The sequence below is a fragment of the Acinetobacter sp. LipI_15 genome, from assembly GCF_058242865.1.
This window is the reverse complement of the sequence record NZ_JBZAYN010000001.1, coordinates 2,189,698-2,213,253: the sequence shown is the minus strand read 5'-3', so window position 1 is coordinate 2,213,253 and position 23,556 is coordinate 2,189,698. Positions and strand designations below refer to the sequence as shown.

Genomic DNA, 23,556 nt, shown 5'->3' with positions numbered 1-23,556 from the left:
ATGAATCAATGGTCTCTGCGGCTTCAGCAAAAAATGGATTTGGCTAAATCTTTATACCGAAATTTTCGGTTATATGATTTTGGCAGTTATGCATTAAATCGACTGACACCCAAACAAGGATATCATGTTCAACACAATATCCCTTATGGTCTAAAAGCGCGCCATCGCCTAGATTTGTATCGCACGTCAGCACCTCGTCAGCAACGTCCACTCATCGTGTTTGTACATGGTGGAGCGTGGATGCATGGTGACAAAAAGGACTATGGATTCATTGGTGAAGCTTTTGCAAAAGAAGGCTTCGATGTTGCTGTCATCAATTACCATCTCGCACCTGAGTATATTTTTCCGGCTTCAATTGATGATCTTAGCCTTGCATTAAACTATTTGACGCAGTCTCAGCATAAGTTGCAGATTGAAGTGGAAAATGTGGTGTTAATGGGACATTCGGCAGGGGCATTTAATGTCATGTCTGCACTGTATCATCCGACGCCTTATCAGCTACAAGTGAAAGAGAATATTCGTGCAATTGTGGGATTGGCAGGGCCATATCATTTTGATTATAAAGGTGATCCGATTTGTGCAGATGCCTTTGATCAAAATGTACCGTATCAACAAGTGATGCCATATTATTTTGTTGAGCAAAATCAAGTGAAGCATTATCTATTCACTGCGGATAAAGACAATATCGTTGGCCATAGCAATAGTGAAGATTTTGATCGTCGATTAAAAGCCTCAGGCAACCACAGTCAGTTGATTCAAATCCCTCGTGTTGGGCATATCACGATGATTGGTTCAGTTTCGAGTTTATTTAGTCGCTTCTTTAAAACCAAAGCTGAAATCATGCGTGTACTCGATGAAATTAGTCCACCTTAATGTCTGTGGTTAAATGATTGAGAATAAAAAACCGCCAAGTATGGCGGTTTTTTATTTACTGCTTTTTTATTAAAAATAGCTGTTTACAACCATGCTTGGGTATCATCTGCAACCGCAGAACCATGGATGATATGCATAATCATCGAATGGGCGATACTTCCTTTGAACGGAATTTCAGGTAATGCATCAAATTTAAAGAAAGCCGCATCACTGATTTCTTCTTCTTGTAATTGAAGCTCACCTGAAGCATATTCTGCTTTAAAGGCGATCATTAAATTACTTGGGAAAGGCCAAGGTTGGCTTGCCAGATATTGAATATTTTTGACCTTTAAACCCACTTCTTCTTCAGTTTCACGACGAACTGCTTCTTCTAGAGTTTCACCGACTTCAACAAAACCTGCGATCAGCCCATACATTGCCCGGACATTTTTCGCATTTTTAGCCAATAAGATTTCATCTTCACCACGGGTAATGACGGTAATGACACAGGGGTTTACACGAGGGTATTGGTGATAACCGCAAGCGGGACAAACCATGGCATATTCTGTGGCATGGACTTGAGTTGCAGTACCGCAGTGGCTACAAAATTTATGATTACGGCGCCATTCTAAGAGTTGAATAGCACGGCTGGCTTGTTCAAATTGCTGAACATTCCAAAGTTGTAAAAGTTGACGAATAGGGATGAGCTGTAAGCCTTCAGGAATTGGCTCATTTTCAAGTAGATCACGGGCAATCACTTGATCACCCGTGCCGATATTTAAATCACTTGCGAGTTGCTCAACTTCGGGAAGTTGAAAGTTTTCATCGACCAGCAATTGCTGTTGTTTGAAGATATACGCAAGTGACAATTTAGACATTAGGCTGCTGCTGATTTCAGTTTTTCGCTACTGTCCAATGCTACCTTAAACATGCCCTGTAAAACAGGTTGTTTGTTCTTTAAATTGTCAATCAACATATCTGCGCTTGCCAATGAATCTAATGCTTGATTCACTTCATTTGCTTCAATCGCAGTTGAAGACTCAACACGTTTCAAAATGAATTGAGCTGTTGAGTTTAGTGCATTTTGAGCCGCATCTGCATTGAGGAACAACATTGCACCACCAATTTCACGGAATTGAGTTGCAGTCGCTTCAAGTTGTGTCAGATCTTGGTTTTGTAAATACTGAACCAAAGATTGGCTAGCAGCATCAATTAAAACCTTGGTCTCATTTAACAGAGCAGCGTGTGCTTCATCTAAACGGTCGAGTGAAATATTCATATTATTCACACGAAGTTGTAAGCGGCTAGAAGTGTGATGACGCTCAAGCACACCAATCGAGTTCATGGCAGACAAGATATTGTTCATCAACTGCTGGGCAAAGTTTTCATCTTGTAAAATCTCAGCATTACCTAATGACGCGGCTTGACGCGACAAGTCGTTATACGCTTCATTTAAGTTCAAGACTTTGAAAATATTTGCCAATTCGTTCAATTTCGCTTGAAGTTCTTGGGTTTTTTCAGGCGTCATATTTTGATAGTTAAATTCAATATCATTACGAATTTGCGTCATTTCAGTCGTAACCAATTCACCAATGGTATGCATGGTTTCGAAGTCAGGACCATATAAATGACGACTGAAAACTTGCAATTGGGTGTCGGTAAGAAGGTCTTCACCGATATTTAACTTGCCACGAATATGATGAGAAATGTCATCTTCTTGGCTAATGCTTAGACTTAAGACATTGGCTAAATCAGAAATGGATGCTTTAAAGCGCTCAGTTCCTGCAAAATATTGAGCCATATTGCGTTCAATGCTTACCAAGGTACGTAAACGAGCATCGGTAATTAAGATTTGATCAATTTGATTAAACGCAACAAAAACCAAGTTCCAGTATTGTTTGCTTGGATGTTTATCTGAAAGACCTGCTAAATACGTACCGACCAATTTAATCGCTTGCAAATCCAGCTCAGTTTCTTCTTGTTTAATCAATTTATTCAACGCCAACTTATACAGACGGTGAACGTATTTTGATTTTTCAAGTGCAGGAGCTTGAGGTAAGTCAAAGTCAGGAGTAATACAATCGAGTAGGGACTCAATGTGTTGGCCTTCCGACGTTAGAGGTTTACCCAAAGACAGTTCTAGACGATTAAGACTGTCCAGCAGGAACTGTGGAATTTTAACTTCACGTAGGCAGATAAATTCGATATAGCGTTTCAGCATGGTCGTGCCTTCGCTCAGTGCGATGACCTCTTGAGTGTTAATTTGCGCAGGATTCCCCATGATCTTGCGCATTAACTCTGCTGAATATTGAGCGATTTTTGCCAAACTTGGCATATCAACTAAAGCTAGTACTTGAGCACATTGTTCAAATTGAATCAGTGCATCATCAATCCCGAAAGGTAAAGTTTGATCTTCAACTAAGGTGCTGACTGCTGATTCGACTAACTTGATTGAGTTATCAACCTCATTTTTTATTATCAGCAAAGCCGTTGGATCAAAATGGATAGAGGTTTGGTAAGACATGTATCTGCACCTTTCCTAGATGTTTTATCTTGTTTATTAACCGCCCCTTAAGGCGGTCCATGTTTATGGTTTTACTATAGCGTATGTAAGAATTGTTTATATACAAAAAGTAACACGAAATTTAGATTTTATTTCGCAAAAAGGCAAGGTGTACCATGTTTTTCTTCAAATTGTTTGACCCATGTCTCATGGGCTTCAAGTTCATCTGCTGAAGGTAAAATCACAGGTAATTCTATTTCAACAGCGGCGCGGGTTTGCGAACCATCTTCATTTTGCGAGTGGGTCAGGGCATCGATATCAAAGGAAACCTGACCGCCCGTCATTGCTAGGTATACGTCAGACAGAATTTCCGCATCGAGTAAGGCACCATGGAAAGTACGGTCACGTTGTGGAATTTCGTAACGACGCACTAATGCATCGAGTGAGTTTTTCTGGCCTGGATGCTTGGCTTTGGCCATAGCCAAGGTATCGGTAACTTCGCAAACTTCAGATAAGGCCACAAAACCAGCACGTTTGAACTCCATATCAAGGAAGTTCATATCGAAGGTTGCGTTATGCGCAATGATTTCTGCGCCTTTTAGATAGTCAAATAAGACATCAGCAATTTCAGCATACAGTGGTTTGTCTTTTAGAAAGTCATCACTGATTCCGTGAATATTTTCAGATTCACCGACAGGTTTTTGCGGGTTGATATAAATATGAATTGAGCTACCGGTCAGTTTGCGGTTAATCATTTCCACCGCACCGACTTCAATAATACGGTCGCCATCTTGGAAATAGAAACCTGTGGTTTCCGTATCCAAAATTAATTGTCGTGGGCCAGATACATCGACGGTTGCTGGTGTAATGACAATCATTGGATGGATTTCAGCAGCTTGCTTAGACTGTGTAGAAGCATCTGGATTCAACGTTGAAGCAGTGTCTGTTGCTTGTTGTTCTATCGCAATGTCATCAATCTGCTCTGCGTCAATAGTTTTCTCAGCAGAGATTTCTTCTGCTTCATCCTCGCTATCAGCAAATTCAAGTCCAAACGGATCATTTAATAGCCAGTCAGGTTCAGCTTTTTTTTTAGGTGCTTCAGCTGTAGATGCTGCTTGTTTGATGCGTTCGAGGGTTTTTTCTGCGCCTAGATTGGCCAATTGATCAGCCATTTCATTTCCCGGATGGCCTGCATGCCCTTTAATCCAGTTCCATTCAATTTCCCGACCCTGACAAGTTGTATCCAGTAATTTCCACAGATCAGGATTTTTAACATCTTTCCAGTTTTTCTTTTTCCAACCATGTATCCACTCGGTAATGCCTTGTTTGACATAGTTAGAGTCTGTCCAAATAATCAGTTTTGCATCGGACGGACAGTGTTGAATGCCTTCAATTGCAGCAGTCAATTCCATACGGTTATTGGTGGTTTCAGCTTCGCCGCCGCAGAGTTTTTCTTCTCCAGTTTCACGGATGATATACGCCCCCCAACCCCCTAAGCCAGGGTTGCCTTTACATGCACCATCAACATAAAGCGTGATTGTTTGAGACATAAATCAAATCCGGAGAAAAACAAGCATTCAGAACCGTATATTGTATAACGCAAATGACAGAGAGAAATCCATTTTTGGCGATTTTTTTAATTTCTTGTAACATTTATACTGAAATAGCGTTAAATTAACGCCTTGTGTCTGTGTTCTGCTTCACTACAATGGCATATCTAAAAAATAAATTTTATATGAGTTGTCTGGATTTTTTTATGTATAAATCAACTGCGACTGTCTGGCAGCCTACGTTACCACAAATTTTTAAATTTACAGTCTTGGGTTCTGCGTTCGCAGCTCTTGGTCTGACGGGCTGTTCTTCATCGCAAACGACTAAGCAGAACTCAGCAAGTAAACAAGTTGGCTCAAACTTTCTCGATGCCAATAGTTTAGATTCACTCGAAGATTTACTTTCTGCAACAGACATGCGTGCCGTAGAAGGCGATCGCCTTTTAGTACTGAAGCATGGTGATGTCTGGAAGCGTATGACTGTGGGTTTCAAAATGGATTTGAACCACTGGGATACGCGAATTGAAGCGCAGCGTGGTTGGTTTATTTCACGTCAACCATATATTGATCGTTTAAGTGCGCGTGCGTCCCGTTATTTATATCACACGGTTAAAGAAGCAGAACGTCGTGGTTTGCCGACTGAGTTGGCGTTATTACCAGTGATTGAAAGTTCTTATGACCCAGCAGCAACCTCAAGTGCAGCCGCAGCAGGCTTATGGCAATTTATTCCAAGTACTGGACGTATTTACGGCTTAAAACAAACCTCAATGTATGATGGTCGTCGTGACGTAGTGGAATCAACGCGTGCAGCTTATGAGTTTTTAGGTGCGCTACATAACCAGTTCGGTTCGTGGGAATTGGCTTTGGCTGCATATAATGCAGGGCCGGGCCGCATTCAACAGGCGATTAACCGTAACCGTGCGGCAGGTTTGCCAACGGATTATTGGTCGCTAAAACTGCCCCAAGAAACCATGAACTATGTCCCACGTTTCTTGGCAGTTGCTCAAATTATTAAAAATCCAAGTGCCTATGGCGTAAGTTTACCGCCAATTGCCAACCGTCCACACTTTCGTGAAGTGGCTGTAGGGCCTGCAAATTTAAATGAAATTGCATCTATTACCGGTTTAAGCCGTGCAGAACTCTATGCACTAAACCCTGGTCATCGTGGCGATGTGATTGATAGCAGCAGCCCAATGCGGATTTTAATTCCTGCGGATGTGAGTCCATCAGTCGATGCGCGTTTGAAAAAATTACAATCAGGTGGTTCATCAGGTTATTGGGCAAGTAATTCAACTTATAACTTACCAAAAAATAATGTTGAAATAACACCGTCACGTGTTACTCCGCCGGAATTAAATAATAAAACTATTCAGCCCGCTAAAGTGACGCCACCTACGCTGACAGCACAGCCGACTGTGACAGCTTCTGCCAAACAACCTGTAGTCGCTGCAACGGTAATGCCAAGTGTTCCATCAGGAACGAAAGGCAAAACGCCAATAGGATCATCTGCTTTGGCTGCCTTTGCATCGAATAGTGATATTCCAAGTGCGCCGCGTATACCAGTCGCTGTAACACCTTCGACTCCTGTGAAAGCCGTGTCTGTCGAGCCACCACTCAGCGCAAATGAGCGTGAGCAAATCATGGCGGCTATTAAAGCTGAAGGTGAGACCAAAACAGTCGATGAGGTATTAAAACCAGTAGCGACTAAAGCAGAACAAGAAGAAGTCGTTCAGGAAATTAAAGCTATTGCGCCGAAAGGCACTGAAATTGTCGATCCTTACGATGGCAAGATTAAGTTGACTGCGATTCAGACCAGTCAATCAATTGCAGACCAACAAGGTAAAGAACTGACCAAAGGTTTCTCTTACCCGAAAAGCGTGGCTGAAAATACAGGTGCAGATTCCGAAGAAGCCAAACGCAACCAAGGTAAAAATGTCATTCGTACAGATTCTGAAATTGTAGTTGTACCACCTAAAGGTAAACGCAGTACTTATACAGTTTTGGCAGGTGACACTTTAGCGTTGATCGCGATGAAAAATGGCGTAAATTGGCGTGATATTGCAGCTTGGAACCAAATTTCGCCAGATTCGACCTTGTATGTCGGTACGACCATCTATTTATATGATGCGAAACCGATTGTGCAAAATAATGAAGAATCGAAAGCCAAGCCTATTGCAGATAGCTATGTGGTGAAAGCAAATGACAGTCTTACAGCTGTTGCGAGTCAGTTTGGTTTAAGTACGAAGCAACTCGCAGACTACAATGGTTTAACCACCACGAGTGGTTTATATGTTGGGCAGAAATTATCCTTAAAAGAAACGCCTGCATCTAAAGCAAAATTGGAAGCTGACAAGAAAGCAGCTCAAGTAGTCGAAAAACCTGCAAAAGTTCAAACCAAATCCTACACGGTAAAACGTGGTGAATATCTAAAACTTATTGCAGATCGTTATGCGCTGTCAAATCAAGAGTTGGCAGATTTAACAACTGGCTTAACGGCTGGCAGTAGCTTGATGGTGGGGCAAAAAATTAATGTGCCATTACAAGCTGTAGCAGAAGTTGAGAAGCTCGAAAGCAAAGTCGTGAATCGCATTGAAAATGTCAAAGTTGATCCTGCGTATAAAGTTGAAAGCTATAAAGTGCAGCGTGGTGATACCCTTTACAGTATTGCGACGCGGTCAAAAATCAGTTTGTCAGAATTGGCGAGTCTAAATGATATGTCGGTAAATAGTGGGCTGATGGCTGGGCAAAGCATTAAAGTTCCTGCAAGTTCAACTGTTCCGGATACATATGTGGTGCAGTCTGGCGATACACTGACAGGCATTGCTAGTCGCTATGATTTAGGCATGGACTATGTCGCAAATTTAAATGGTATAGAGCGTAGTTCTGGTCTACGCGTTGGGCAGAAATTAAAATTAACAGGTGATGTCGCACCGGTTAAAGTAGAAACCAAAGCTGAGGCGACCAAAATTGAAAGCAAAACCAATACACGAACGAATTCCGTTGATGCGACCGATATTCATGTGGTGAAATCAGGTGAAACATTGGGTGTGATTGCGAAGAAATATCATCTTCAATTACGTTATTTAGCTGAATTAAATGGCCTAAATACCAATAGTGCGATTCGTGTAGGGCAGCGTTTAAAAGTAGATGGTGAACTACCTGCTGATGTAGCTAGTAAAGCAACTGAAACCAAAAAAACGGAAGCTAAATCCTCTACGAGCAATGTGAAACCAACAAATACTGAAAGCTATACTGTGAAATCAGGCGAGTCTTTAAATTCGATTGCTAGTCGGACAGGCTTAACTGTGGCAGCATTGGCTGAGTTAAATAACTTGAACCCGCGTGCTGGGCTTCGTGTTGGTCAAAATTTACAAGTTCCTAAAACCATCAGTGAATACCGTATTAAACGTGGGGATACGCTGATTGGTTTAGCAAGTCGTTATGGACTAGATACATCAAAACTCGCTGAAATGAATGATATGCAACCGTCTGCTCAGTTACGTATTGGTGAAGTGATAAAAGTACCGAACTGAGTCCAAACATTAAGGAGTTAAGTTGAATGTATTCTGCTTCAACTTCGCGTTACGTGTTTGGTATGACTTTGAGCATACTTTCAACAGGGGCGTGGGCTGCTTTGCAGACCACGCCTTTTCTTGCCATACATAGTAGCCCTCAATATCATCAATTACAGGCAATGCCTTATGCCAATCCTCTTGCTCATAAAGGGGGATATATCACGAGTTCGAGTATTGGTAGTTTTGATAATTTAAACAGCATGAATGGAAAAGGGCGTTCTGTTGAAGGTATCAATTATCTATTTGATAGTTTGATGAGTTCATCTTTAGATGAGCCGGGTGTGATGTATCCGTTACTTGCCGAAAAAGTGACATTTGACCCGGAAAAAACTAATTTTGTTATTTTTCATTTAAACCCCAAAGCACGATTTAGTGATGGGAGTGCCTTAACAGCAGATGATGTGAAGTTTAGTTTTGATACATTCCAAACTAAATCAAATCCCGGTCTACAAATGTACTTAGCAGATTTGGACAAAACAGATGTTTTATCTAAATATCAGGTGAAGATGAGTTTTAAATCTGGACATAATACTGATATGCCCATGATTTTGGCGCAAATGCCGATTTATTCCCAAAAAGATTGGGCAAAAAAAGATTTTACTCAAATTACATTGCAGCCCATCTTAGGCTCTGGCCCTTACACGATTGAGAAGATCGATGCAGGTAGGAGTATTCGCTATAAGCGTAATCCTGACTATTGGGGGCAGAAATTAGCTGTCAATCGTGGTCGGTATAATTTTAACCATCTGAAATATGTATATTACCGCAGCCCAGACATCGCCTTTGAAGGCTTTAAAGCGGGTCAATTTACGTTATATGAGGAAAAGACCGCACGTAATTGGGTGGGAGCGTACAATTTTCCTGCTTTTAAAGACGGTAAAATTGTCAAATATCGCTTTAAACATGAACGACCGATTCCCACAAAAAGTCTCGTATTTAATACCCGTCGTGCGCCATTTAGGGATATTCGCTTTCGGCAAGCTTTAACTTTTGCTTATGATTTTGAATGGCAAAATAAAGCATTATTTTATGGGCAGTATCAGCGTTTGCAGAGTTATTTTAGTAATAGTGTGCTAGAAGCGAAGGGGAAACCCTCTATCCAAGAGTTGGATATTTTAAAACCGATGTTATCGCAACTTGATCCTATTCAAAGACAGGGGGTCTTATCCAATTGGCAATATCCCGTTTCTGATGGCAGTGGATTTAATCGAAAAAACCTTCTGCATGCACGCCAACTGTTATTGAATGCGGGTTATCTTTATCAAGACGGCCGATTGGTGGATGCAAAATCTCGGCCTGTGAAATTCGAAATCTTGATTCAGCAACAAGATTTGCAGCGAACCTTAATGCCATTTATACGAAATTTGAAACGTTTAGGTATTCAGGTGCTATTGCGACAAGTAGATGGACCGCAATACACCGAGCGTATGCGAAATATTGACTTTGATATGATCGTGGATGAAATGCCTCAATCGCTCACTCCAGCAGGTGAGCAAGCTCAACTTTGGGGCAGTCAAGCAGCCGATCAAGTGGGTAATTATAATTATGCAGGGATTAAAAATCCTGTGATCGATAAGCTCATTCAACAGGTGATCAATGCTCCAAATCGGGAGGAATTGATTATTCGTACGCGTGTTTTAGACCGCCTGCTCAGAGCGGGTTATTATCAAATTCCAATGTTTGGGCAAAGTGAGAACTGGTTTGCCTATTGGCATATGTATAAGCAACCTTATGTCAAACCTAAACTTTCTGCAGGGATTGACTATTGGTGGAGTGATGCAGCTCAAGCCAAGCAAATAACACAATATCTACGGCAGCAATAAATACACCTGAATGACAAGGAATGTGAAAGCAACATGGGCACATATATTTTAAAAAGATTGCTCCTGATTATTCCAACATTGTTTTTCATTTTACTGATTAACTTTGTCGTGATTCAGATTGCGCCGGGAGGACCTGTTGAGCAAGCTATACAGCAAGCAGAATCCTTTCAAGGTATGGGAAACACAGATGGTGGTGAAACTGCGACGACAGGCAGTAAATACCAAGGTGCAAAAGGCCTCAGTGAAGAAATGGTGGCAAAAATCGAAGCGCAATATGGTTTCGATAAACCATTATTCGAACGTTTTTGGCTCATGTTAAAGGGCTATGTAACGCTAGATTTTGGTACAAGTTTCTTTAAAGATAAGCCTGTGACTCAGCTGCTTTGGGAAAAGCTGCCTGTATCCTTATCCCTTGGCTTATGGAGTACCTTGCTGATCTATATGGTGTCTATTCCATTAGGCATTAAAAAAGCCCGTCAACATGGTCTGTTATTTGATAAAAGTACGTCTATTTTATTGGCTATCGGCTACGCCATTCCTGCTTTTGCCTTTGCCATTTTACTCATTGTCTTTTTTGCAGGTGGTTCATATTTTCAGTGGTTTCCTCTACAAGGTTTAGTTTCAGAGAATTTTGCTGAGTTAAGTGTATTTGGCAAAATTTCAGATTATTTTTGGCATATGGTGTTGCCTTTGTTTGCTATGGTAATTGGTGGTTTCGCTGGCTTAACTTATCTGACCAAATACTCTTTTATGGAAGAATTAAATAAGCAATATGTTCTTGCTGCTCGTTCTAAAGGTTTGACCGAATCACGTGTGCTGTATGGGCATGTATTTCGTAATGCAATGCTCATTGTTATTGCTGGTCTACCAGAAGCATTAATTGGCATCTTCTTTGTGGGAAATCTATTTATTGAAATTATTTTCAATCTAGATGGTCTGGGGTTATTAGGATTTGAAGCCATTGTACAGCGTGATTATCCAGTGATTTTTGGCACCTTGTTTATTTTTACCTTGATGGGGCTGATATTAAGATTAATCAGTGATGTCATGTATCAAATGATTGATCCACGAATTAATTTTGATTCGCAGGGGGCAAAATAATGTCTCCGATCATGCAAGCACGTTTTCAACGTTTTAAAGAAAATAAATTAGGCTTTACATGCTTTATCAGCTTTGCCTTGATTTTTATGTTGTCACTAGCTGTCGAATTCATTGCCAATGATAAGCCGCTCTTGGTCAAATACGATGATTCTTTATATGTACCCGTACTAAAAAGCTATCCAGAAACAGCTTTCGGTGGTGTATTCGAAACTGAGGCAGATTATAAAGATCCTGTAGTGCAGCAACTGATTGAAGAGAAAGGCTGGGCTGTGTGGCCACTGATTAAATTTTCCTACCAAACACCGAATTTAGAACTGGCTGTGCCCGTGCCATCTGCACCGACTGCACAAAATTGGCTTGGTACCGATGACCAAGGGCGTGATGTGTTCGCACGTATTTTATATGGACTACGTGTGTCGCTCCTGTTTGGTTTCGCATTAACTTTTGCTTCTGCAATATTGGGCATCATGGTTGGGGCGATACAGGGCTATTATGGTGGCTGGGTAGACCTCATTGGTCAACGGATTTTGGAAGTCTGGGGTGGATTACCGATGCTATTCATGGTGATGATTTTGGTCAGCATGTTTACGCCGAGTGTGTATTGGCTTTTTGTCATTATGCTGTTGTTTGGCTGGCCCACTTTAGTCGGCTTGGTTCGTGCAGAGTTTTTACGGGCTCGTAATTTTGATTATGTCCGTGCAGCACGAAGTCTTGGCGTCACAGATAGTACGATTATGTTTCGGCATATTTTACCAAATGCGATGAGTTCGAGTTTGTCACAGCTACCTTTCATGCTTACGGCAAATATTACTGCACTGACAGCCTTAGATTTCTTAGGTTATGGTTTACCGCCTGATGCAGCGTCATTAGGTGAGTTATTGCTTCAAGGGAAAAATAATCTGAATGCACCATGGTTGGCCTTGTCGGGATTCTTTACCTTAGCGATCGTGCTGTCTTTATTGATTTACATTGGGGAGGCGACACGTGATGCATTCGATCCTAGACGTCAATAATCATCAAGTTAATGTACCTCCCATCGTGTTAGCGGTTGAGCATTTACATATTTCACATGCAGCACAGGTCTTGGTTGAAGACCTGAATTTGAAATTGCATGCAGGTGAAACTTTAGCGATTGTTGGAGAAAGCGGTTCAGGTAAATCGATTAGCAGCCTAGCTATACTCGGTTTGTTGCCAAGTGATCTGCAGGTCACAGGCAGCGTCAGCCTGAATGGACAAAATATTCTTGGACTGAGTCCTGAGCAGCACCGAAACATTCGTGGACAGAAAATTGCCATGATTTTTCAAGAGCCGATGACGGCCTTAAATCCCTTACATCGTGTGGAAAAGATTGTTGGTGAGTCACTGTTGTTACAGGGATGGTCGAAGGCAAAAACACGACAGCGGGTTATAGAATTATTAAATGATGTGGGTATTCCGGATGCTGAAGATAAGTTACGGCGCTATCCACATGAGTTATCAGGCGGGCAGCGACAACGTGTCATGATTGCCATGGCATTGGCCTTAGATCCTGATATTTTAATCGCTGATGAGCCAACCACGGCTTTAGATGTCACTTTGCAAGCGCAAATCTTAAATTTATTAAAGTCGCTACAACAGCAGCGTAATATGGCGATGATATTAATTAGCCATGACCTGAATTTGGTCAAGCGCTATGCCGAACATGTGATTGTGATGAATCGTGGTCAAGTGGTGGAGCAAGGTAATGTTCAGGAAATTTTTGAGCAACCGAAGCAGGCGTATACCCAAAATTTATTAGACCATGATTTTGGTAAAGCAATACAGGTTTCGCAAACTCAAAAACTTTTAGAATTACGCCAGTTAGGAGTGAAATTCCCAGTCAAACAAGGCTTATTGAACCGCATCAAAAATTATGTCGTTGCTGTAGAAGCTTTGGATTTAACAGTGGCTGAAGGTGAGTCGATCGGTATTGTTGGTGAGAGTGGTTCAGGGAAAAGCTCTTTAGCACTGGCTATTGCTCGGCTCATAGAAAGTGATGGTGAAATTATGTTAAATCAACACGCCATCCATCAACTTTCAGAAAAACAGCTCAGACCTTTACGTCGTGAATTTCAAATCGTCTTTCAAGATCCATTCAGTAGTTTAAATCCACGGCTCAATGTAGAGCAAACCATTGGCGAAGGTCTGGCCTTACAGCATTTATCTGCAAATGAAATTGTACAGCGTATAGATGAAGCTTTGCAGAAAGTCGAATTAGCCAGCTCATTTAAGCAGCGTTATCCACATGAGTTATCCGGTGGGCAACGGCAGAGAGTCGCCTTAGCGCGTGCGTTGGTATTACGTCCTAAATTATTGATACTCGATGAACCCACATCGGCACTAGATCGGACGACACAAAAAGCTATCGTGAAGCTACTACGGCGTTTGCAGCAAGAATTTAATATGAGTTATTTATTTATCAGTCACGATTTACACGTGGTCAAAGCCCTGTGTCAAAAAGTGTTGGTACTGCGCCATGCCAAAGTCATGGAATTTCAAGACACCGCAGATCTATTTGCACGACCACAAACGGACTATACCCGTAAATTAATTGAAGCCAGCCAATACTAAAATCAAACTTATGGATATTTTGACAAGTGTCATTGTCAAAATATCCTTGACCTTTAGAAAATAATAATTAGAGTAAATACTCAGGACTTATTATTTCATTTTGGACATTGCCATGAGCCATTTAGCTGAAAGCTTTAAAATTCGTAATACCACATTTAAAAATCGCATCATTAAAGGTGCAATGAGTGAAGCATTGGCCAATACTGCAGGCCAACCCAATCACTTACATTTTGGATTATATGAAGCTTGGGCGAAGGGTGGTTTAGGCTGTGCCATTACCGGTAATGTCATGGTGGATTTTTGTGCTAAAAATGAGCCGGGGGTTGTGGTCGCTGAAACAGAGCGAGATTTGGCGCAGTTAACACAGTGGGCTGAGTTAGGTAAGAAGCACGGCATGGTGCAATTGGTTCAACTTTCACATCCGGGCCGTCAATGTCCTAAAGGTTTAAATAAAGAAACGGTTGCACCATCTGCTGTGCCATTTAGTCCGATGTTAGCTACAACTTTTGGAACACCGCGCGAACTTCGTGAAGATGAAATTTTAGATATTATTCAGCGTTTTGCACGTGCCGCACACATTTGTGAAAAGGCAGGCTTCGAAGGCGTGCAATTGCATGGTGCACATGGTTATTTAATTAGTCAGTTCTTGTCGCCACTGACCAATAAACGTCAAGATCAGTGGGGCGGTTCAAATGAAAATCGCATGCGCTTTTTGCTTGAAATCTATAAGGCAGTTCGTGCTGCGACGACAGATGATTTTATCATTTCGGTCAAACTGAATTCTGCTGATTTCCAACGCGGCGGAATTAGCGAAGCAGATGTGATTGAGGTTTTTAAGGCAATCGATGCCGCAGGGATTGATATGATTGAAATCTCGGGCGGTTCCTATGAAGCGCCAGCGATGGCGGGTGCTAAAGAAGAAAAACGTAAAGCCAGTACCATTGCTCGTGAAGCTTATTTCCTCGATTTTGCGGACAATATCCGTAAAGAAGTGAAATGCGCGTTAATGGTTACCGGCGGGTTTAGAACCGTCCAAGGCATGAATGCTGCACTAGACAGTGGAGCTTGTGATTTTATTGGTATTGCACGTCCTTTCGCTGTTGAAGTCGATTTGGCTGATCGTTTATTGGCGGGTCAGGATGTTCGTTATGGTGTGGACAAAATTAAAACTGGCATACCGATGATTGATAAAATGGCGATTATGGAAATTATTTGGTATGCCGCTCAGTTTAAATCGATTGGTGAAGGAAAACAGCCAAATCCTAAACTTTCACCGTTAAAAGTGTTTTTTAAATATCTCAAAGGCAATTTAACCGCGGTCATTAAAGGGCAAGTCAATTCACGTAAGTCGGCTTAGTCAATCATTGAATTATTAGAATAAGGGCAATCGGCATACATCCATGTTATGGTTGCCTTCATTCATATCAATATTACTTACAATAAAAATGTCTAAAATTTTAATATTAATAGTCATTCTTTCGGGGCTCAGTTCTGCTCTCTATGCCCAGTCTACATTTCAGACGGGGGATATCATTTTTCATATCTCAAAGTCACAACAAAGTTTAAGCATTCAAAAGGCGACACATTCGCCTTATAGTCACATGGGCATGATCGTAAATAAAAATAACCAAACTTGGGTGCTTGAAGCTATTCAACCTGTGCAATATACCGCTTTAAATCAATGGATCGCGCGTGGGGAGAATGCTCACTATGTGGTGAAAAGGCTCAAACAACCCTTAAATGTGCCGCAGAAAACGAAGCTAGTACAAAATGCAGAAAAGTACTTGGGCAAACCCTATGATATTTATTTTGAATGGGATGACCGTGCAATTTACTGTTCTGAAATTGTTTGGAAAGCTTATCAGCATGCTTTAGGAATCGAACTTTCGCCGTTACAACAACTTAAACAATTTGATTTAAAACAATATGAAGTGCAGCGTCTAATGCGGCAGCGCTATGGTCAAAATATTCCGCTAAATGAGCAGGTGATTGCCCCTAAGGCCATTTATGATTCAAAACTTTTAAAAGAAATATTTAGAAATTAAGGCAATAAAAAAGCCCAAGTCGCAATGCTTGAGCTTTTTAATGAGTGGTTAAAACCAACTCGAATATGGCGTCCCTACGGGGATTCGAACCCCGGTTACCGCCGTGAAAGGGCGATGTCCTAGGCCTCTAGACGATAGGGACAGTACAGAAAGCAAATTTTAAAACCGTTTATTTCAGTCTAAGTTTTTAGACTAAATAATGGCGTCCCTACGGGGATTCGAACCCCGGTTACCGCCGTGAAAGGGCGATGTCCTAGGCCTCTAGACGATAGGGACTTAATAAAATGTACTTCTGAAAATTGGCGTCCCTACGGGGATTCGAACCCCGGTTACCGCCGTGAAAGGGCGATGTCCTAGGCCTCTAGACGATAGGGACGTTTCAGAGGTGGGCGTATATTAGGGTGAAAATCGGGGGGTGTCAAACGCTTTTCTATAAATAAATTCAGTTTTTGTTGTTGAGTGCATAAAATTAAAACAATTTGCTAAAAATGTTTGAAAAATACATTATTTATGTCGGTTTTTTCAACACTTGTAAGATTGTAGCAATAACTTCTGGATGCGTTAAATATCCAGCAATATCGTGTGGGTGTTCAATCGATGTCTGAATTTGCTGGTTGATAATGGCGGGTTGAAAATCAAATGGTGCCTGACTCAGTGGAAAAGCGCTGAGAAAATCATCATGTGAATAAAAGTTTAACCAATCACCTGAAATTGCATCAGGTCGCTGTAAAGGCTGAGGTAAGTGGGCTTGGATGACACGAAAAGCCAAAGGTGAGCCCAAGGTAATAAAGCGCTGTATGTTGAGTTCAGGATGTAACAGTAAAAAATGATACGCAATCACGCTACCTAGCGAATGTGCAATCAACAGGGTGGGTTTCGTTTGATGTAATTGCTCATGCAGACGAGTATGAACTGCCTGAATAAAGTGTGGATTGGATAAATAGAGATAAGTTTCGACCAAAAATTTATGCAAAAGTGTGGCATGTAATTTTGGGAAATAATTCATTAAAACTGCAAAATCGCGTAGGGCAAGATCTTTGCCAAGTGCAGTGATCGATTTGAATGATTGACTAAATCCAATAGCATCATTGAGGGTGATGTCAGGTAGATTGTTTTGTACGGCATGATGCTCAAGTACTTTTGGTGATTTTTCTAGGAGTTCAGTGCGATGGATAAACGGAAAATGTGGCCACGTTTGAGGCGTCAAGGTGCTGGCTTGAAGCATATTCTGCAAATGATAACGCGTGAGTAAATCTCCATAAAAAGGCATGCGCATATGGTGCTGTATATATGATAAAAAAGTCTCTTGATGGCTTTGCTTTAAGCCTTGAGACAACAGTGCAAGCCAATGCTGTTCGAGCGAACGTGCAGTTTGTTGCTGTTGATTCATGCCATGGATAAAGATGATCTGCATATTGCACCTCATCGACGGATCAGTTTTTATTCTACTTTTATTAAAATATAGCCATAAAAAAAGAGCAACCGAAGTTACTCTTTTATCGTGTTTGGTATGACAACGCAGATCAATCTTTGTTGTGATACAAGGTGTAGTAGCTGATATAACACGCCACAATGAAGATCATACAGCAGATAAAGCCAGTTAACATTTCTGGGTCAAATACCATACTAATACAGGTAATCAGACAAAATACAAAACCGAGTATCGGCACGATTGGGAAGAGTGGTGCAGCAAAAGCTAAATCTTTTGCAGTTTTGCCTTCTTTATACCACTGACGGCGGAAGTTGAATTGGCTTAAACAAATACTCATCCATACCACCACCATGGTAAATGCCGCGACACCTAACAAGTTTTTGAAGATGGTTTCTGGTGCAAATTGCTCAGAAAGTAAGCCCGGCATACCACCGATCATGGTCACAATCACGGCAACATAAGGAATACCACGTGAGTTCACTTTAGAGAACACCGCAGGTAATTGCTTACTATAGGACAATGACCACATCATTCGAGATGCAGCAAATAAACCTGAGTTTGCAGCAGAAAGTAGGGCTGTGATAATGACAAAGCGGATGATGTCTTCTGCATAAGGAATACCAATGTGCTGGAATACTGTTACGAAAGGTGAACTACTTACACCTTCGGCAGATAAGCCAGCTTCTTGGTGTGGCAATAATGCAGTAATAACAACAATGGTACCTACAAAGAAAATCAACAAGCGGAAAATCGCCGTGTTAATGGCTTTAGGCACATTTTTCGCTGGATCTTTGGTTTCACCCGCAGCAACACCAATCAGTTCAGTACCTGAGAATGCAAAGTTCACAATCAACATTGTAGCGAAGATTGGGAACAAACCTTCAGGGAACCAGCCTTGTGCAGTGAGGTTGCTAAACAGCGGTGCAGCTTCATAGCCTCGATAGCCTAAAACACCAAAAATGGCCAATAGACCTAAAATAATAAAGGCTACAACGGTAATCACTTTGACTAAAGCTAGCCAAAATTCAGATTCAGCAAACCATTTGGTTGAAATCATATTCAAGCAGAATACAAAAGCACCAAAGATTAAGGTCCACATCCACATAGAGCTGTCTGGGAACCATTCCTGCATTAAAAGTGCAGCAGCGGTAAATTCAGTTCCTAGCGTTACTGACCATGTCAGCCAATAGAGCCAAGTGATGGTATAACCCGTACCCGGTCCGATATAGCGTTTAGCATAAGCGCCAAATGAACCAGATTCTGGCATATGTACAGCGAGCTCGCCTAAGCAAAGCATCACCATATAGGCGATAATACCGCCTAAAAAATACGAAATAATGGCACCTACAGGCCCCGTTTGTGCAATGACTTCACCCGAACCAAGAAATAAACCAGTACCGATTGCGCCGCCAAGCGAAATCATCACCAGATGTCGAGTACTCATAGCGCGTTTTAACGGCGCAGAATTGCCCTGATGCGAAGCATCATTCGGAGAATGTGATGACTGCATAGAGAAAAAGGAGAATCAAATAATGAAGCGAGTAATTGTAGAGAAGAATGCAATGATGATGCAATCAATTAATATAAATTATAGATAAATAAACTTTAAGTTTGTCAGAACTGACAGAAGAATTGGCGTCCCTACGGGGATTCGAACCCCGGTTACCGCCGTGAAAGGGCGATGTCCTAGGCCTCTAGACGATAGGGACGTTTTGAGGTGGGTGTATAGTACATAGCCCATCTATATTTGTCAAAATAGAGTTTCATTGTTATATTCTAAATGTATATAAATGAAACAAAAAACAGAATTTTTTTAATGAAAAATAATTTTAATGAGTTTATTTCTGGAATTTTATTTGAAATCAATCAATTTAATGTGGGCAAAGTCCATGAAAGATTCTATATAGTTTTATTGAATTATTTGCATTGGTTTGAAGTTTATCCAAATAATTTTTCTTCGTATATCAGTAAATCAGGGTTTGAAAGAATTATTGATGAACTTTTATTTAGGGATTTAGATGGGGAAAGTAGAATTACGTATAATCACCTCAAATCTTTAGATGATTCTCATTATTTTTTAGATATCCAGAGCTTTTTTAAATTATATTTAATCTTAAAGGTTCGAAGATATCAGTTGTCTAGTGATGATGTAGAACTTGAAAAATTAGAAAAAAAATTGGATGTAAGTTTTGAGCCAATGTTGTGGAGTAAAGACAAACAAGATTTATTGGTTATTAATCGTGATTTTCCTGAATTTAAAAAACAGATGAATTCAAGTCGGGTGCTTTTGCCACTTTCATTAATAGTTTTTAACTTTACTTTTGTTGAATTAATATCTAATACAAGTTTGAGAGTATCTATCCAAATATTTCTAGCAATAGTAGCTGTGTGTCTTTTAGCTAATGTTTCTAAAGGGGCAAAATCCGAAAAGGACTCATTAGAGTTGAAAGTATGGGATTATATCTTGGTGTTGAGCGAGGATAAAAACTCATTGACGAAAAGCAGTTGAACTATTTCTTTAAATTATAATTTGTACAGTGGTTTTTGTGGATTAAACTGCTCCCACAAATCATTTTTGAATTTATATGGAAACCCTAATTTTTCTCTCATAGGGAAGAGAAATAGTTTCATAAAAAAAGGTGGCTAATGAGCCACCTTAACTATTTTATTTATCGTGATATAACCAATAATAACCTGCATAACACGCCGCCATAAAGATCAGACAGCCAATAAAGCCTGAAAGCATTTCAGGATCTGCAGCCATACTTAAACCTGTTGCGGTACAGCAGACAAAGCCAAGAATTGGAACCAGCGGGAACCATGGTGTACGGAATTTAAGTTCTGACACGCTATGACCTTGTTTCAGCCATTGGCGACGGAAGTTAAATTGACTCCAGCAAATACTCATCCACACGATCACCATGGTGAAGGCAGCAACCCCCATCAAGTTCTTGAAGATGACATCTGCGCCAAATTGTTCTGACAATAGACCTGGTAAACCACCGATCATAGTGACCAATACAGCAATATAAGGCACACCAGTTTTGCTTAATTTGCCGAAAGCACGTGGTAATTGTTTTTGTGCGGACAGCGCCCACATCATACGTGATGCAGCATATAAACCAGAGTTAGCTGTAGACAGTAAAGCCGTAATAATGACAAAACGAATCAAGTCTTCTGCATAGGGAATGCCCATCAGGTTAAATACGGAAACGAATGGACTACTACTTAAGCCGCCATGTCCACCAACATTTAAACCTGCATCGGTATAGGTCAACAGGGAACTGATGACGATAATAGTGCCGACAAAGAAAATGATTAAGCGCCATACCGCAGCATGAATGGCTTTAGGCACATTCTTTTCAGGGTTTTCAGTTTCACCTGCAGCGATACCAATCATCTCCGTACCGTTAAAGGCAAAGTTCACAATCAATAATGTGGCAAACAGTGGGAACAAACCATTTGGCAGCCAACCATGTTCAGTCAAATTGTGGAACATTGGAGCTGATTCATAGCCTTGGAAAGGCACGAAACCAAAGATGCAGGTAAAACCAAGGATGATGAAAATCAACACTGTTGCAACTTTCACCATGGATAACCAAAATTCTGACTCTGCGAATGCACGTGTAGAGCTTAAATTAGAGATCAGTACACCCGCAGCGAAGATCAGTGTCCATAACCAAATAGAGGTTTGTGGAAACCATTCCTGCATCAAAATAGCCGCCGCAGTAAATTCTGTACCTAAGGTGGCAGACCAGCCCAACCAGTACATCCAAGACACCATATAACCGGTACCCGGGCCAATATAATTTGTCGCAAAAGCACCAAAAGAGCCAGAAACAGGTAAATGTACGGCAAGTTCACCCAAACAGAGCATGACCATGTAGGCAATTAAACCGCCAATAATATAGGCAAGAACAGCGCCTAAAGGCCCAGCTTGTGAAATAACTTCACCTGAACCCATAAACAAACCAGTACCAATTGCACCACCAAGTGAGAGCATCACAAGGTGTCGAGTCGTCATCGCACGTTTAAGCGATGGACTTTTACCTTCAGCAGACGAGTGTTGCGAAGGTTCAGAGGGAGATTGCATAGTGAAATGAAAATTGAACGAAAAGTATATTTTATGATTGAATGCAGTGAAATAATTGATAAATCGAATTTTTCTTATAATGTGATAATACTGATCTAAAATTTAAATCTTTAGCACTGACCATTGGATTAATGGTCAGGAGTTTGATACTCAGCTTCAGAAGTTGCAGGTACTTGAGTTTGTTCAGCTACAGGGGCTTTGGTGTCATCACGGCTCACAATATACAGATAGAGTGCAGATGGAAATAAGATGGCTAAAACCAAGAGCAACTTTTTAAACATAGGGTGTTCTTACATCAAAATAGATCAAGCTGAAGTATAAACAAAACCAGTCAGGCTGTAATTAATTAAAGTTTACGGTTTTTCTGTTCTAGATTGGATAGGATGACTTGGTAAATGTCAGGGTAGTGTTGTTTAAAGTTCCGTTGTTGCATGATCGTAATGGTTGAGGCATTTGGCTCGACACCCAGTTTTAAAATTTTTTGGGTTAACGCGAGCTGTGGGGAGCGACCATCAAAATGTGTATTCAGTAAGTTACCATCGGTATATTTTACTGTGAGTCTGATATTCAGGAGATAATCAAAAACATCAGGCAAACCAAAACCGGCAGCTTTGTAGAGTAAATTATATGTTTCTGCACGATAGCCACGGCCGTATGTTTGATGTGTTTTTAATAATCCTAATGCATTATAAAATTCTAATTTAGCAATAATTTCTTGTTCATTAATAGAACCATCGCCATTTTTTAAAATCCTATTGATGGTGTTAAAAGTCACATCGTTTGAGCTGGGTTTGCAATCAGCAGCAATCAGTCGCTTGATATCTTGAAGTGGAAGTATAAGATGTGCTGTGTCACACATTTTTTTAATTTCTTTATTTTTCATTTTACTGCTTTGAATATTTTTATTTTCAAATTCCTGCACTATGGCTGACCAACCATATATGTTTATAAATTTATAATAACGAGATGCATCATTTGTCATCCCTTTGATCTTTTTAAAGTCGTGAATGTTTTTCACTGATGGTGCATTGGTAGCGTGATTTTGTGGCACTGGAGCATTTGCAAAGCAATGCATACTCATTAGCAGGCAGCTGGTAATAACGATGTTTTTCATGGTTTGTGTGCTTTTAATAAATTGTAAACGTCAGGATATTTGGTTGAAAAGTCATTCTGTTCCATTTGTTTATAAACGTTACTATTGGGCTCGATTCCTGCATTCAGTAGTTTTTGAACGAAACTCACAGAAGGGTTACGGCCTTTGATATTGTCTAAAATTAAATTACCATCCACGCCCGTGTAATCGACTCCAATACTCAGCAAATAATCAAAAACGTCTTCAAGCCCCCAACCAATTGTTTTAGATTGCAAAGAGCTTTTTTCTTCATACGGGCCAAATTTATACGTAACGTGTGTTTGTAAAACATTTTCCGACTTGTAGAGTTTTAATTTTTCAATGATTTCGTTTTGATCTATTTTGCCTTCTGCATTGGTTAATGCGCCATTAATAATCATAGAGGATGAACGGCCATTGAGTGGTTTGCAATTTGCTTTAAATAAGCGTTTGGTTTTATCGGCAGTGCTTTGACTCAGTGCAATTTCGCAAAGTTTTTCTATTTCCCCTTTAGGCATTTTACTTTTTAGGATGGTTCCATTTTCAAAATCACGAACGATTGACTCCCAACCGTATTTACTTGCTGTTCGGTAATACTGTATTGCTTCTTCGCTCAATTTTTTGGTTTTTTTCGCTTGTATTTGAGTGTCATGATCGTTGGTTTCGGGAATAGAAGATTCTTGGTCATCATTCAATGCTGTTTGATTTGTCTGATTGGCATCATGCTCAACAGTATTTGAAGGATTTGTAGGTAGGCTGGCTTCGGGTCTAAAAATGTAGATGAAGATACCGAGACATACTATGCACAGGCCAAAGAGTAAGATTATTTTTTTCATTTTTTCGTCTATTTAAAAATGAATCAAGAGCGTTTTTAAGGCGCTC

At 40.6% G+C, this 23,556-nt stretch carries 18 protein-coding genes and 4 tRNA genes; 9 read left to right on the top strand and 13 right to left on the bottom strand.

The window, feature by feature from the left end:
- On the top strand, positions 1–873 hold the full coding sequence (locus AC4CU0_RS10590) for an alpha/beta hydrolase (protein WP_490743114.1): 873 nt from the start codon (positions 1–3) through the stop codon (positions 871–873).
- An 83-nt stretch (positions 874–956) separates the two neighbouring features.
- Here the strand turns inward: AC4CU0_RS10590 and nudC are convergent, their stop codons facing one another.
- The 3 genes from nudC to dnaQ all read right to left on the bottom strand — a co-directional run bounded on the left by nudC (position 957) and on the right by dnaQ (position 4,905).
- A complete protein-coding gene (gene nudC, locus AC4CU0_RS10585; protein WP_490743113.1) occupies positions 957–1,730 on the bottom strand; it encodes an NAD(+) diphosphatase in 774 nt (257 codons plus the stop codon).
- Positions 1,730–3,376 (bottom strand): chemotaxis protein, encoded by a 1,647-nt coding sequence (locus tag AC4CU0_RS10580; RefSeq protein WP_490743112.1) that lies wholly within the window; start codon positions 3,374–3,376, stop codon positions 1,730–1,732. Before AC4CU0_RS10580 ends, nudC begins: the two co-directional genes overlap by 1 nt.
- Before the next feature lie 128 nt (positions 3,377–3,504).
- Entirely contained in the window at positions 3,505–4,905 is a 1,401-nt protein-coding gene (dnaQ, locus tag AC4CU0_RS10575; RefSeq protein WP_490743111.1) for a DNA polymerase III subunit epsilon, read from the bottom strand.
- 206 nt (positions 4,906–5,111) lie between these two features.
- Between dnaQ and AC4CU0_RS10570 the strand changes: the two genes are divergently transcribed.
- From AC4CU0_RS10570 to AC4CU0_RS10540, 7 genes are all read left to right on the top strand, one after another.
- Positions 5,112–8,438: a LysM peptidoglycan-binding domain-containing protein gene (locus tag AC4CU0_RS10570; RefSeq protein WP_490743110.1), complete on the top strand. Its 3,327-nt coding sequence runs from the start codon at positions 5,112–5,114 to the stop codon at positions 8,436–8,438.
- Positions 8,439–8,500: 62 nt separating this feature from the next.
- On the top strand, positions 8,501–10,303 hold the full coding sequence (locus AC4CU0_RS10565; RefSeq protein WP_490743496.1) for an extracellular solute-binding protein: 1,803 nt from the start codon (positions 8,501–8,503) through the stop codon (positions 10,301–10,303).
- A 33-nt stretch (positions 10,304–10,336) separates the two neighbouring features.
- Complete coding sequence (locus AC4CU0_RS10560; RefSeq protein ID WP_490743109.1) at positions 10,337–11,404, top strand: microcin C ABC transporter permease YejB; 1,068 nt, start codon at positions 10,337–10,339, stop codon at positions 11,402–11,404.
- On the top strand, positions 11,404–12,417 hold the full coding sequence (locus AC4CU0_RS10555) for an ABC transporter permease (RefSeq protein WP_490743108.1): 1,014 nt from the start codon (positions 11,404–11,406) through the stop codon (positions 12,415–12,417). The genes AC4CU0_RS10560 and AC4CU0_RS10555 overlap by 1 nt, the downstream gene beginning before the upstream one ends.
- Positions 12,392–13,993, top strand: a complete 1,602-nt coding sequence (locus AC4CU0_RS10550) for an ABC transporter ATP-binding protein (RefSeq protein ID WP_490747088.1) — start codon at positions 12,392–12,394, stop codon at positions 13,991–13,993. The genes AC4CU0_RS10555 and AC4CU0_RS10550 overlap by 26 nt, the downstream gene beginning before the upstream one ends.
- Before the next feature lie 112 nt (positions 13,994–14,105).
- Entirely contained in the window at positions 14,106–15,350 is a 1,245-nt protein-coding gene (locus AC4CU0_RS10545) for an NADH:flavin oxidoreductase/NADH oxidase family protein (RefSeq protein ID WP_490743107.1), read from the top strand.
- A gap of 43 nt (positions 15,351–15,393) precedes the next feature.
- A complete protein-coding gene (locus tag AC4CU0_RS10540; protein ID WP_306669437.1) occupies positions 15,394–16,038 on the top strand; it encodes a YiiX family permuted papain-like enzyme in 645 nt (214 codons plus the stop codon).
- Positions 16,039–16,104: 66 nt separating this feature from the next.
- Here AC4CU0_RS10540 and AC4CU0_RS10535 read toward each other — a convergent pair.
- From AC4CU0_RS10535 to AC4CU0_RS10510, 6 genes are all read right to left on the bottom strand, one after another.
- Positions 16,105–16,180: transfer RNA gene (locus AC4CU0_RS10535), tRNA-Glu, on the bottom strand.
- A gap of 58 nt (positions 16,181–16,238) precedes the next feature.
- Positions 16,239–16,314: transfer RNA gene (locus AC4CU0_RS10530), tRNA-Glu, on the bottom strand.
- A gap of 24 nt (positions 16,315–16,338) precedes the next feature.
- A tRNA-Glu gene (locus tag AC4CU0_RS10525) sits at positions 16,339–16,414 on the bottom strand.
- Positions 16,415–16,546: 132 nt separating this feature from the next.
- A complete protein-coding gene (locus AC4CU0_RS10520) occupies positions 16,547–17,452 on the bottom strand; it encodes an alpha/beta fold hydrolase (protein WP_180074167.1) in 906 nt (301 codons plus the stop codon).
- A gap of 109 nt (positions 17,453–17,561) precedes the next feature.
- Positions 17,562–18,980 carry an amino acid permease gene (locus AC4CU0_RS10515; RefSeq protein ID WP_078189154.1) on the bottom strand — a complete coding sequence of 473 codons (1,419 nt, stop codon included), beginning with the start codon at positions 18,978–18,980 and terminating at the stop codon, positions 17,562–17,564.
- Positions 18,981–19,103: 123 nt separating this feature from the next.
- A tRNA-Glu gene (locus AC4CU0_RS10510) sits at positions 19,104–19,179 on the bottom strand.
- Between the two features lie 107 nt (positions 19,180–19,286).
- Between AC4CU0_RS10510 and AC4CU0_RS10505 the strand changes: the two genes are divergently transcribed.
- On the top strand, positions 19,287–19,979 hold the full coding sequence (locus AC4CU0_RS10505; RefSeq protein ID WP_180108778.1) for a hypothetical protein: 693 nt from the start codon (positions 19,287–19,289) through the stop codon (positions 19,977–19,979).
- Between the two features lie 156 nt (positions 19,980–20,135).
- Here the strand turns inward: AC4CU0_RS10505 and AC4CU0_RS10500 are convergent, their stop codons facing one another.
- The 4 genes from AC4CU0_RS10500 to AC4CU0_RS10485 all read right to left on the bottom strand — a co-directional run bounded on the left by AC4CU0_RS10500 (position 20,136) and on the right by AC4CU0_RS10485 (position 23,510).
- Entirely contained in the window at positions 20,136–21,563 is a 1,428-nt protein-coding gene (locus AC4CU0_RS10500; RefSeq protein WP_490743106.1) for an amino acid permease, read from the bottom strand.
- A 128-nt stretch (positions 21,564–21,691) separates the two neighbouring features.
- On the bottom strand, positions 21,692–21,844 hold the full coding sequence (locus tag AC4CU0_RS10495) for a hypothetical protein (RefSeq protein ID WP_180036011.1): 153 nt from the start codon (positions 21,842–21,844) through the stop codon (positions 21,692–21,694).
- 65 nt (positions 21,845–21,909) lie between these two features.
- Positions 21,910–22,677: a hypothetical protein gene (locus AC4CU0_RS10490; RefSeq protein ID WP_490743105.1), complete on the bottom strand. Its 768-nt coding sequence runs from the start codon at positions 22,675–22,677 to the stop codon at positions 21,910–21,912.
- On the bottom strand, positions 22,674–23,510 hold the full coding sequence (locus AC4CU0_RS10485; protein WP_490743104.1) for a hypothetical protein: 837 nt from the start codon (positions 23,508–23,510) through the stop codon (positions 22,674–22,676). The genes AC4CU0_RS10490 and AC4CU0_RS10485 overlap by 4 nt, the downstream gene beginning before the upstream one ends.
- Positions 23,511–23,556: the final 46 nt, after the last annotated feature.

What these genes read in the sequence shown, in the direction of transcription:
- AC4CU0_RS10590 (WP_490743114.1), top strand. Translation starts at nt 1, where the DNA reads ATGAATCAATGGTCTCTGCGGCTTCAGCAAAAAATGGATTTGGCTAAA.
- nudC (WP_490743113.1), bottom strand. Translation starts at nt 1,730, where the DNA reads ATGTCTAAATTGTCACTTGCGTATATCTTCAAACAACAGCAATTGCTG.
- AC4CU0_RS10580 (WP_490743112.1), bottom strand. Translation starts at nt 3,376, where the DNA reads ATGTCTTACCAAACCTCTATCCATTTTGATCCAACGGCTTTGCTGATA.
- dnaQ (WP_490743111.1), bottom strand. Translation starts at nt 4,905, where the DNA reads ATGTCTCAAACAATCACGCTTTATGTTGATGGTGCATGTAAAGGCAAC.
- AC4CU0_RS10570 (WP_490743110.1), top strand. Translation starts at nt 5,112, where the DNA reads ATGTATAAATCAACTGCGACTGTCTGGCAGCCTACGTTACCACAAATT.
- AC4CU0_RS10565 (WP_490743496.1), top strand. Translation starts at nt 8,501, where the DNA reads ATGACTTTGAGCATACTTTCAACAGGGGCGTGGGCTGCTTTGCAGACC.
- AC4CU0_RS10560 (WP_490743109.1), top strand. Translation starts at nt 10,337, where the DNA reads ATGGGCACATATATTTTAAAAAGATTGCTCCTGATTATTCCAACATTG.
- AC4CU0_RS10555 (WP_490743108.1), top strand. Translation starts at nt 11,404, where the DNA reads ATGTCTCCGATCATGCAAGCACGTTTTCAACGTTTTAAAGAAAATAAA.
- AC4CU0_RS10550 (WP_490747088.1), top strand. Translation starts at nt 12,392, where the DNA reads ATGCATTCGATCCTAGACGTCAATAATCATCAAGTTAATGTACCTCCC.
- AC4CU0_RS10545 (WP_490743107.1), top strand. Translation starts at nt 14,106, where the DNA reads ATGAGCCATTTAGCTGAAAGCTTTAAAATTCGTAATACCACATTTAAA.
- AC4CU0_RS10540 (WP_306669437.1), top strand. Translation starts at nt 15,394, where the DNA reads ATGTTATGGTTGCCTTCATTCATATCAATATTACTTACAATAAAAATG.
- AC4CU0_RS10520 (WP_180074167.1), bottom strand. Translation starts at nt 17,452, where the DNA reads ATGCAGATCATCTTTATCCATGGCATGAATCAACAGCAACAAACTGCA.
- AC4CU0_RS10515 (WP_078189154.1), bottom strand. Translation starts at nt 18,980, where the DNA reads ATGCAGTCATCACATTCTCCGAATGATGCTTCGCATCAGGGCAATTCT.
- AC4CU0_RS10505 (WP_180108778.1), top strand. Translation starts at nt 19,287, where the DNA reads ATGAAAAATAATTTTAATGAGTTTATTTCTGGAATTTTATTTGAAATC.
- AC4CU0_RS10500 (WP_490743106.1), bottom strand. Translation starts at nt 21,563, where the DNA reads ATGCAATCTCCCTCTGAACCTTCGCAACACTCGTCTGCTGAAGGTAAA.
- AC4CU0_RS10495 (WP_180036011.1), bottom strand. Translation starts at nt 21,844, where the DNA reads ATGTTTAAAAAGTTGCTCTTGGTTTTAGCCATCTTATTTCCATCTGCA.
- AC4CU0_RS10490 (WP_490743105.1), bottom strand. Translation starts at nt 22,677, where the DNA reads ATGAAAAACATCGTTATTACCAGCTGCCTGCTAATGAGTATGCATTGC.
- AC4CU0_RS10485 (WP_490743104.1), bottom strand. Translation starts at nt 23,510, where the DNA reads ATGAAAAAAATAATCTTACTCTTTGGCCTGTGCATAGTATGTCTCGGT.